This is a genomic window from Streptomyces sp. SM1, assembly GCF_002910825.1.
Classification (GTDB): Bacteria; Actinomycetota; Actinomycetes; order Streptomycetales; family Streptomycetaceae; genus Streptomyces; species Streptomyces okerensis.
Window position 1 is genome coordinate 1,271 of sequence record NZ_NEUB01000840.1, and the last position, 10,091, is coordinate 11,361.

Annotated in this window: 7 protein-coding genes and 1 pseudogene; 1 reads left to right on the forward strand and 7 read right to left on the reverse strand. The window is 70.8% G+C overall.

Annotated elements, in window-relative coordinates; all coding sequences use genetic code 11:
* The 4 genes and pseudogenes from B9S61_RS42675 to B9S61_RS27010 all read right to left on the reverse strand — a co-directional run.
* A pseudogene (locus B9S61_RS42675) lies at positions 1 to 817 on the reverse strand ([protein-PII] uridylyltransferase); the annotation flags it as partial.
* Positions 818 to 861: 44 nt separating this feature from the next.
* A complete protein-coding gene (locus tag B9S61_RS27000) occupies positions 862 to 1,200 on the reverse strand; it encodes a P-II family nitrogen regulator (protein ID WP_030231663.1) in 339 nt (112 codons plus the stop codon).
* On the reverse strand, positions 1,197 to 2,537 hold the full coding sequence (locus B9S61_RS27005) for an ammonium transporter (protein WP_103544575.1): 1,341 nt from the start codon (positions 2,535 to 2,537) through the stop codon (positions 1,197 to 1,199). The genes B9S61_RS27000 and B9S61_RS27005 overlap by 4 nt, the downstream gene beginning before the upstream one ends.
* A 342-nt stretch (positions 2,538 to 2,879) precedes the next feature.
* Complete coding sequence (locus B9S61_RS27010) at positions 2,880 to 4,376, reverse strand: hypothetical protein (protein ID WP_103544576.1); 1,497 nt, start codon at positions 4,374 to 4,376, stop codon at positions 2,880 to 2,882.
* 447 nt (positions 4,377 to 4,823) lie between these two features.
* On the opposite strand from B9S61_RS27010, the gene B9S61_RS27015 reads away from it, so the two are divergent.
* Positions 4,824 to 5,489: a bifunctional DNA primase/polymerase gene (locus tag B9S61_RS27015; RefSeq protein ID WP_103544577.1), complete on the forward strand. Its 666-nt coding sequence runs from the start codon at positions 4,824 to 4,826 to the stop codon at positions 5,487 to 5,489.
* A 451-nt stretch (positions 5,490 to 5,940) separates the two neighbouring features.
* On the opposite strand, the gene ftsY is transcribed toward B9S61_RS27015, so the two are convergent.
* The 3 genes from ftsY to B9S61_RS27030 form a co-directional block, all read right to left on the reverse strand.
* A complete protein-coding gene (ftsY, locus tag B9S61_RS27020) occupies positions 5,941 to 7,143 on the reverse strand; it encodes a signal recognition particle-docking protein FtsY (protein ID WP_103544578.1) in 1,203 nt (400 codons plus the stop codon).
* 302 nt (positions 7,144 to 7,445) lie between these two features.
* Entirely contained in the window at positions 7,446 to 8,864 is a 1,419-nt protein-coding gene (locus B9S61_RS27025) for a sugar porter family MFS transporter (protein WP_103544579.1), read from the reverse strand.
* Positions 8,865 to 9,057: 193 nt separating this feature from the next.
* Positions 9,058 to 10,091: AAA family ATPase (locus B9S61_RS27030; RefSeq protein ID WP_181007551.1), on the reverse strand; the 1,034-nt coding region annotated here is incomplete at its 5' end.

Below are 10,091 nucleotides of genomic sequence, written 5' to 3' on the forward strand. Positions count from 1 at the left end.
CCCGCGCGGCCTCGTAGACCTGCCGCAGCAGGGCGTCCGCGTCGAGGATGCCGAGTTCGGCCGCGACCTGGTCCTGTTCCTGGAGCGCGAGGCGGTCGGTGGCGCGGCCGGTGGTCAGGTGGAGGGCGTCCCGTACGTCGAGGAGCCGGCGGCGGGCGTCGGCGAGGCCCTCGCGCGGGGCGTCCGCGAGCCAGGAGGCGGCCACCGCGCGCAGGGCGGTGACGTCGCGCAGTCCGCCGCGGGCCTCCTTGAGGTCGGGTTCCAGGAGGTACTGCAGCTCGCCCGTGCGGGCCGCGCGTTCTTCGCACATCTCGCGCAGGGCGGGGAGCCGTTTCGGCGCCTGGTTGCGCCAGTCGGCGAGTACGGCCGTGCGCAAGGCGGTGGTGAGGCCGAGGTCACCGGCGATGTGCCGGGCGTCCAGGAGTCCGAGCTGGACCTTGAGGTCCTCGCCCGCGGTCCTGCGGGCCTCCGCCGGGGTGCGCACGGAGTGGTCGAGGGCGAGGCCCAGGTCCCAGACGGGGTACCAGAGGCGGTCGGCGAGGGCGGCGACCGCCTTGGGGTCGCCGCCGTCGTGCAGCAGGAGCAGGTCGAGGTCGCTGCGCGGCGAGAGCTCCGCGCGTCCGTAGCCGCCGACGGCGACCAGGGACACCCCGCGCGGAACCTCGGCACCCGCCGCGAACAGTCCGCCGAGCCAGGTGTCGGTGAGGTCCGCGAGGGCGGCACGGCGCGGCGGCCCGGACCGCGCCTCCTCGTTGAGGAGGCGCAGCCGGGCCGCCGCGTAGCCGCTGGGTCCCGAGTCCGCTGTCCCGTTGTCCATGTCCGTACCCGTCACCCGGCGACTCCTGTTCCGTTCGTGTGCCGTCAGAGTGCGTCCGGGCCGCGTTCGCCCGTCCGTACCCGTACGGCCGTCTCGACGGGGATCGACCAGACCTTGCCGTCGCCGATCTTTCCGGTGCGGGCGGCCTTCACCACGACGTCGATCAGCTGTTCGGCGTCGTCGTCCTCGACCAGTACCTCGATGCGGATCTTGGGCACCAGGTCGACGGTGTACTCGGCACCGCGGTAGACCTCGGTGTGACCGCGCTGGCGGCCGTAACCGCTGGCCTCGGTGACGGTCAGACCGTGTACTCCGAAGGCCTGCAGGGCCTCCTTGATCTCGTCGAGCCGGTGCGGCTTGACGACGGCGGTGATGAGCTTCATGCGTCCACCTTCTTGCTCTCGGCCGGGGCGGCGGGGGCGGTGGCCGCGGTGCGGGCCGCGCCGCCGCCGGCGCCGCTGAAGTCGTATGCGGTCTCGGCGTGCTCGGCCTGGTCGATACCGGCCACCTCGTCGTCCTCGGAGACTCGCATACCGATGGTCCTGTCGAGGAGGAAGGCAAGGACCGCGGAGACGACCAGCGAGTAGGCGAGGACACCGAAGACTCCGGCGCACTGCTTCCAGAACTGGTCCAGGCCGCCGCCGTAGAAGAGGCCCGCGACGTCGGACTGTCCCTTGCCGGTGGCGAAGAAGCCGATGAGGAGGGAGCCGATGACGCCGCCGACGAGGTGGACGCCGACGACGTCGAGGGAGTCGTCGTAGCCGAACCGGTACTTCAGTCCGACGGCCATGGCGCACAGCACACCGGCGATGGCGCCGACCGCGATCGCGCCGAGCGGGGAGACAGCGCCGCCGGCCGGGGTGATGGCGACCAGACCGGAGACGGCGCCGGAGGCGGCGCCCAGCGTGGTGAACGCGCCGTGGCGGATCTTCTCGTAGGCGAGCCAGCCGAGGACCGCGGCGCCCGTGGCGACCTGGGTGTTGACGAACATCAGCGCGCCGACGCCGTCGTCGTTGCCGAGCCAGGAACCGGCGTTGAAGCCGAACCAGCCGAACCACAGCAGGGCGGCACCCAGCATGACCAGCGGGAGGCTGTGCGGACGCATCGGGTCCTTCTTGAAGCCGATGCGCTTGCCGATCACCAGGATCACACCGAGCGCCGCGGCACCGGCGTTGATGTGGACGGCCGTACCGCCGGCGAAGTCGATGACGCCGAGCTCGAAGGCCCAGCCGCCGGAGCCCCAGACCCAGTGGGCGACGGGGAAGTACACGACGGTGACCCACAGGGCGATGAACAGCGCCCACGCGGTGAACTTCACCCGGTCCGCGAGGGCGCCGCTGATCAGCGCGGGGGTGAGGACGGCGAACATCAGCTGAAAGACCAGGAAGACGAAGACCGGGATGGTGTAGCCGTCCCACAGTTCCGTCAGTCCGATGTTGCTCAGGCCGACCCAGTCGGAGTTCCAGCCGATGAGGCTGCCGGAGTCGGTGCCGAACGCCATGGAGAAGCCGTACAGCACCCACAGAACCGTGACGATTCCCAGGCTGATGAAGCTCATCATCAGCATGTTCAGGGTGCTCTTGACGCGGACCATGCCTCCGTAGAAGAAGGCGAGGCCCGGGGTCATCAGCATGACCAGGGCGGAACAGATGAGCATGAACCCTGTGTTGGCGGCGGACAGCGTGGGCGTGTCTGCGGCCAGGGTGATGGCTGGTGCCATCGGCGTCTCCTCGTCGTTGGTACGGCCCCGTGCGGGCGAGCCTTGAGCGGATTGAGGGGTGGGCCGGTTATGCGCCATGAGATTCGCGCAGCACCGTTTCGGTGGAAGCCCCTCGTTGTTTCACCGCCGTGACGAAGACACCCGGTGTGTTACGGGTCGATGAACCGCCGGATCCGGGGAGCGCCGATCGTTATCGTGGCGCAACCTTCGGTGTACGGCGGGGAGCCGTGGCCGGGGAGACGGAAAACCGGCCGCGGCCGGCCTCCGAATGACTGGCACGGGGGAGCCGAGTCGGGCAGTTCGGGAGGGCCGGCCGCGGCCGGGGTCGGTGGTTCCTTCGGGTCAGACCGCTTCGGCGCTCTCGGGCAGCTCGACCGCGAGCCGCTCCGTGAGTTCGACGACTTCACCGAGGTCCCCGAAGTCGCGTACGGCGGCGTCGACCGTTTTTCGGATACGAGTGTTGACGCGCTCGGAGCGGACCTTCTTGGCCGCCTTGATGGCCTCGGTGGCGAGAACCGTGCTCTGCTCGGGCTCGCGCTGGAGCAGGTGGACCGTGGCCATGCCGATCAGGTTGAGGGCATAGGAGCGCTGGTGCTCGCCGCCCTCCTGGCCGAAGAGTTCCACGGCCCGCCGCATCAGCGGCTCGGCGAGCGAGGCGTAGGTGGGGCTGCGGCCGGCGACGTAGGCGAGGTCGCGGTAGGAGTGGGAGTTCTCCGCGTGGAGCTCGGCCTCGGAGAAGAAGCGGATCCAGTCGGCGTCGGGCTCGTCCCACTCGCCTGCCTCGGCGAAGGTGTCCTCGGCCATCCGTACGGCCCGCTTGCACCGGCCGGGCTGGCCCATGTTGGCGTAGGCGCGCGCCTCCATCGCATACAGCATCGACTGGGTGCGCGGGCTCGCGCAGTCGCGGCTGCCGTACTGGGCGAGGTGGATCAGTTCCAGGGCGTCCTCGGGCCGGCCGAGGTGGATCATCTGGCGGCTCATGCTGGAGAGCACGTATGAGCCGAGCGGCCGGTCGCCGGCCTCCTTGGCGGCGTGCAGGGCGAGGACGAAGTACTTCTGCGCGGTGGGCTGGAGCCCCACGTCGTACGACATCCAGCCGGCCAGTTCGGCGAGTTCGGAGGCGACCTTGAACAGCCGCCGGGTGGTGGCCTCGGGCTGGGGTTCCTGGAGCAGGTCGGTCACCTCGTGGAGCTGTCCGACCACCGCCTTGCGGCGCAGGCCGCCGCCGCACCGGGCGTCCCACTGCCGGAACATCGTGGTGGTGGTCTCCAGCAGGTCCAGCTCGGGCTTGGACAGCCGGCCGCGGGCGCGGGCGGCGGAGGAGGCCTGGTCCGGTTCGGTCCGGGGCAGCGGGGTGGGCGGATTGGGTACGAGCCAGCGCTGCATGGGCTCGATGAGGGACGGGCCCGCGGAGAGGGCGAGCGAGCTCCCGAGGAAGCCGCGCCGCGCCAGCATCAGGTCGCTGCGCGAGAACTCGCTGAGCAGGGCCACGGTCTGCGGGCCCGTCCAGGGCAGGTCGACGCCGGTCGCGGAGGGCGCGGGGCGGGTGGTGCGCAGGCCCAGGTCCTCGACGGAGACGACGACGCCGAAGCGCTCGGAGAACAGTTCGGACAGGATCCTGGGGATCGGTTCGCGCGGGTTCTCCCCGTCGAGCCAGCGGCGCACCCGTGAGGTGTCGGTGGAGATGTGGTGGGCGCCCAACTGGCGGGCCCGGCGGTTGACCTGGCGGGCCAGTTCGCCCTTGGACCAGCCGCTGCGGACGAACCACGAGGCGAGAAGCCCGTTGGGGCGTTTCTCCGGACTCGCTGTGCTCGTCCCGCCATCGCCGTTGCCGCTCACTGGAACGCCCCCATCCCTGAAGACCACTTGTCGCTGAGTGCGCCAAGCCTTATCAGAATGCCGGTTGTCGGGGCCGCCCGTCCGGCGGTTGCCACCCTTCGAACGGAAAGCCGAGTTGCCTCCGGCATACCCACGAGTGCATGTGCCCCAAGAAGCCGTGCACACAAAGTAACCTCACGATCACCCGCCCCACCATGGCGGAACCGCAATCGCCACCATTCGCCACCCCTTCGGATGAACTCACCGTCGCCGACCCGCGATTGACTTGACACCGGACAGCCGAGAGTGGGTGCAGCGATGCGCGCAGGGGCGCGCACCGCCGAACGCGCCACCCTCGGCACCTCGAGGCGCCGCATGGCCGGAGCGGACGCGGGGAAGACGGAGACAGATCGTCACGGTGCGAGTTCGTTGCGTGACCATCGGCAGGCCGGACCCGTTGGAGGGGGCATGGGCTTCACGATCGGTATCAGCCGGGGCATCCGCGACATCCGGTCCGGCTCCCGTCGCCGGGGCCGCTCGTCGGACGGCACCGTCGTGGCGGAGTACACCGGACTGTGGGGATGGGACGTGGTACCGGGAGTCCGGGCCGTCGCGGGCGCCTGCTCCTGCGGACGCGCCGACTGCCGGGCGCCGGGCGCACATCCTCTCCGGCACGCGCCGGTGATCCGTGCCGGGGCACCGCTGGACGAGGTGACGGCCGTCTGGTCGGAGTTCCCGGAAGCCTCGCTGATGCTGCCGGTGGGGCGGGCGTTCGACGTGATCGAGGTGGCCCGGCCCACCGGATGTCACGCACTGGCCCGGCTGGAGCGCATGGGCCTGCCGGTCGGCCCGGTCGCGGCGACTCCCGACGGCCGCGCCCACTTCCTCGTCGCCCCCGGTGCCGCCGCCGCCCTGCCCGAACTGCTCTACCGCATGGGCTGGGACGATCCGGCCGCCCTGGATCTGCGCGGCCTCGGCCCCGGTACGCACATCACGGCGCCGCCGTCCGACCGGGGCGGCCTGGGCCCGGTGGAGTGGCTCCGCTCCCCCGCCCTGGACTCGGCGTCCCGGCCGCCGGAGGCCCGCCTGCTGCTCGGCACGCTGGCATACGTGGCACACCGCTCGGGAGCCTAGCCACCCGCCCGGCCGCTCCCCCGCCGCCCCCCTCCGCCGGCCGCACCGCACAGGCCCTCCGCCTCCGCCGGCCGCACCGCACACACCTGGCCGCCCACCCTCCTGCCCGCCGCCGTTCCGGCGGGAAGTCGTGGCTCCCCTCCAGGGGACCCCGGTTCCGCACGGGTGGACGGCGGGGGCACCGCCCGCTCCGGCGGAGCGGGGACCAAGGGAAGGGGAAGCACCCCGCGGACACCGGGCGGCGCCGACCCCGGCCCCCCACCGACGCGGGCGCCCCCCGCACGGCACGGGTCGGGGCCGCTCAGGACCCGGCATCCGAAGGCGCGGGTGCCGACGAACGGCCGAGGACCCGGCCCCGGACACGGCGAAGCGCCCGTCCCCCGCTCTGCTCGGGGGCGGGCGCTTCTTCGCGTCTGCCGGTCCGTCCGTCGTGTCCGACGGAGGCCGGGTCTCACTCGCCGATGAGTGCGTCCACGAAGGCCTCCGGCTCGAACGGCGCCAGGTCGTCCGCGCCCTCGCCGAGGCCGATCAGCTTGACCGGTACCCCCAGTTCGCGCTGGACGGCGATCACGATGCCGCCCTTGGCCGTGCCGTCGAGCTTGGTGAGCACGATGCCGGTGATGTCGACGACCTCGGCGAAGACCCGGGCCTGCACCAGACCGTTCTGACCCGTGGTCGCGTCCAGCACCAGCAGCACCTCGTCCAGCGGAGCCTGCTTCTCCACGACGCGCTTGACCTTGCCGAGCTCGTCCATGAGGCCGGTCTTGGTGTGCAGCCGCCCGGCGGTGTCGATGAGCACCGCGTCGGCGGCCATCTCCTTGCCCTCCTTGACCGCGTCGAACGCCACGGAGGCCGGGTCACCGGCCTCCGGACCGCGCACGGTGTGGGCGCCGACCCGCTCGCCCCAGGTCTGGAGCTGGTCGGCCGCGGCGGCACGGAAGGTGTCGGCGGCGCCGAGGACGACGGTGTTGCCGTCGGCGACCAGCACGCGGGCGAGCTTGCCGGTGGTGGTGGTCTTTCCGGTGCCGTTGACGCCGACGACCATCACGACGCCGGGGCCGCCGGCGGCGTTCTCGGTGTGCACGGTGCGGTCCATGGTGGGACCGACCAGTGTGATCAGCTCCTCGCGGAGCAGTCCGCGCAGTTCCACGGGGGTGCGGGTGCCGAGCACCTTCACGCGCTCGCGCAGCCGGTCGACCAGTTCCTGGGTGGGCTGCACACCGACGTCGGCGGTGAGCAGGGTGTCCTCGATCTCCTCCCAGGTGTCCTCGTCGAGGTGTTCGCGGGACAGCAGGGTGAGCAGGCCCTGGCCCAGGGCGTTCTGTGAACGGGAGAGACGGGCGCGCAGCCGGACCAGCCGGCCGGCGGTGGGCTCCGGGATCTCGATCTCGGGAGCCTCGGCGGCGGGCGGTTCCTCGATGACGACAGGACCGGCGCCCGCCGGAAGATCAACCTCCTCGATGGTGCGCCGCGGTTCCTCCCGCGGCGTCTCGGCCTCTTCGCCGACGTGCGGCTCGGCCGGAGGGGCGGTGATGTCGGGCGCGGTGGGCGGCGGCGGGGGCAGCGGCTTCTTGCGCCGGCTGCCGACGATGAGCCCACCGAGCGCGCCGAGCACGACCACGGCGATGACTACAGCAAGGATGACGATGTCCATAACAGCCCCAGTATGGCGTGACCTCCTGCGAGGCCGTTCGTTGTACGCGCGGTGCCCTTGGCCCCGTCGGGCCGGGCCGGCCCGCGGCACTGCCCTGGGCCGGGCGGGAAGCCCTCGGGGCGGGGTCACAACGCGTCCGGTATCGGACGCGTGCGGGGTCCGCGACGGCGATGCCGGATGCCTGGTCCCCAGGGAGACACCACCGCCCGGCCCGGGAAGCGACCCGGCCGGGCGACGGCAAAGGTACGAGGAGAGGGGCAGCGGGGACTCGTATCCCTCTCCCCTGTCGTGAGGGCTGCCGGTCAGCCCATCTCCTCCAGCGCCTTGCCCTTCGTCTCCTTCACGAACTTCAGGACGAAGGGGATGGAGAGCGCGGCGAAGACCGTGTAGATCACGTAGGTGGCGGACAGGTTCCAGTCGGCCAGCGAGGGGAAGCTCGCGGTGACGGCCCAGTTGGCGATCCACTGCGCGGCGGCGGCGACGCCCAGCGCGGCGGCGCGGATCCGGTTGGGGAACATCTCGCCGAGCATGACCCAGACGACCACGCCCCAGGACAGGGCGAAGAAGAGGACGAAGACGTGCGCGGCGATCAGCGCGACCCAGCCCTGGGTGGCGGGCAGCGATCCGTCGACGAGGTCGAAGGAGAAGGCCCAGGCCTCCAGTGCGAGGCCGATCACCATGCCGACGGAGCCGATGATCGCGAGCGGCCTGCGGCCGATGCGGTCGACGAAGATCATCGCGATGACGGTGCCGACGATGTTGATGATCGACGTGGTGAAGGAGTAGAAGAACGAGGCCGTCGGGTCGACGCCGACCGACTGCCACAGCGTCGCCGAGTAGTAGAAGGCGACGTTGATGCCGACGAACTGCTGGAAGACGGACAGGCCGATCCCGATCCAGACGATCGGCTTGAAGAAGAAGCTGCCGCCGAGCAGGTCCTTGAAACTGGACTTCTCGTCGCGGCGCATCGCCGACTCGATCTCGGCGACGCGGGCGTCCAGGTCGATCTCCTTGCCCTCGACCTCTTCGAGGATCTTCCGGGCGTGCTCCTGCCGGCCGGCGGAGATCAGGTAGCGCGGGGACTCGGGGATGGCGAAGGAGAGCAGGCCGTAGACGACGGCGGGGACGACCATCACGCCGAGCATGACCTGCCAGGCCTCGAGTCCCATGATCTCACCGCGCTGGTCGCCGCCGGCGGCGTTCAGGATGCCCCAGTTGACCAGCTGCGACACGGCGATGCCGATGACGATCGCGGCCTGCTGGAAGGAGCCGAGCCGGCCGCGGTAGGCGGGCGGGGCGACCTCCGCGATGTAGGCCGGGCCGATGACGGAGGCCATGCCGATGGCGAAGCCGCCGACGACCCGCCAGAAGGCGAGGTCGTACAGCGAGAAGGGCAGCGCGGAGCCGACGGCGCTGACGGTGAACAGGACGGCGGCGATCCGCATGCACCGGATGCGGCCGATGCGGTCGGCTATCCGGCCGGCGGTCGCGGCGCCGACGGCACAACCGATCAGGGCGACGGCGATCACCTGGGCGAGCGCGGCGGAGCCGACATCGTAGCGGTCGCGGACGGCCTCGACGGCGCCGTTGATCACGGAGCTGTCGTAGCCGAAGAGGAAACCGCCCATGGCGGCCGCCGCCGCGATGAAGACGACGTGCCCGAGATGTTCGGGTTGAGCCGTCCCGGCTCCTGACTTCTGTGCCTGCGATGTGCTGGTCACGTGTACTCCTCGGGCCACCGGCAGCATCGCCGGATGGGGGTCAGCCCTTCGAGGTCCAGCGGACGGTACCTGAAGATAAAAACAACATGGCAGAGAATATGTCTTCAATTCTTGAAATCAATAAGCGGTCTGAAGTGAGTTCGGAGACGTGACAGAGCGCAGTGTGTTCATGACTTGAAGAGGTTGCGTTGCTTTAACGCAGACGCTGGCTGATGACCTTGGACACGCCGTCGCCCTGCATGGAGACGCCGTACAGCGCGTCGGCGACCTCCATGGTGCGTTTCTGGTGCGTGATCACGATCAGCTGCGAGGCCTCCTGCAGCTCCTGCATGATCCGGATCAGCCGCTGGAGGTTGGTGTCGTCGAGCGCGGCCTCGACCTCGTCCATGACGTAGAACGGGCTGGGCCGCGCCTTGAAGATCGACACGAGCATCGCCACGGCGGTCAGTGACCGTTCACCGCCCGAGAGCAGCGAGAGCCGCTTGACCTTCTTGCCGGGCGGACGCGCCTCGACGTCCACGCCCGTGGTGAGCATGTTGTCGGGGTCGGTCAGCACCAGCCGGCCCTCGCCGCCCGGGAACAGCCGGGAGAAGACGCCCTCGAACTCCCGCGCGGTGTCCCGGTAGGCCTCGGTGAAGACCTGTTCGACCCGTTCGTCGACCTCCTTGACGACCTGGAGCAGATCCACGCGGGTCTTCTTCAGGTCCTCCAGCTGCTCGCTGAGGAACTGGTGGCGTTCCTCCAGCGCCGCGAACTCCTCCAGGGCGAGCGGGTTGACCTTGCCGAGCTGCTGGTACGCACGCTCGGTGGTCTTCAGGCGCTTCTCCTGCTCGGCCCGTACGAAGGGGCGGGGCCTGTTGCGCGGGTGCTCCGGGTCCTCCGGCAGCTCTTCGCCCTCGGCGGGGGGCGAGGGCGGCACCAGCTGGTGCGGGCCGTACTCCGACACCAGCCCCGCCGGCTCGACACCCAGTTCCTCCAGCGCCTTGGTCTCCAGCTGCTCCATCCGCAACCGCTTCTCGGCTCCCAGTACCTCGCCCCGGTGAACTGAATCCGTCAACTTGTCGAGTTCCGCCTTGAGATCGCGCCCCTCGGTGCGGGCGCGGGCGAGTTCCTGCTCGCGGTGGGCCTTGGCGGCCTCCGCGGCGGAGCGCTCGCGGTCGGCGCGGGCGAGGGACACCTCGACGTGGGCGAGCAGTTGCCGGGCGCCGGAGGCCACGGCGCCGGCGA

Bases quoted from the DNA above. Each gene is read 5' to 3' on its own strand.
- B9S61_RS27015 (WP_103544577.1), top strand. From the start codon at position 4,824: ATGGGCTTCACGATCGGTATCAGCCGGGGCATCCGCGACATCCGGTCC.
- ftsY (WP_103544578.1), bottom strand. From the start codon at position 7,143: ATGGACATCGTCATCCTTGCTGTAGTCATCGCCGTGGTCGTGCTCGGC.
- B9S61_RS27005 (WP_103544575.1), bottom strand. From the start codon at position 2,537: ATGGCACCAGCCATCACCCTGGCCGCAGACACGCCCACGCTGTCCGCC.
- B9S61_RS27000 (WP_030231663.1), bottom strand. From the start codon at position 1,200: ATGAAGCTCATCACCGCCGTCGTCAAGCCGCACCGGCTCGACGAGATC.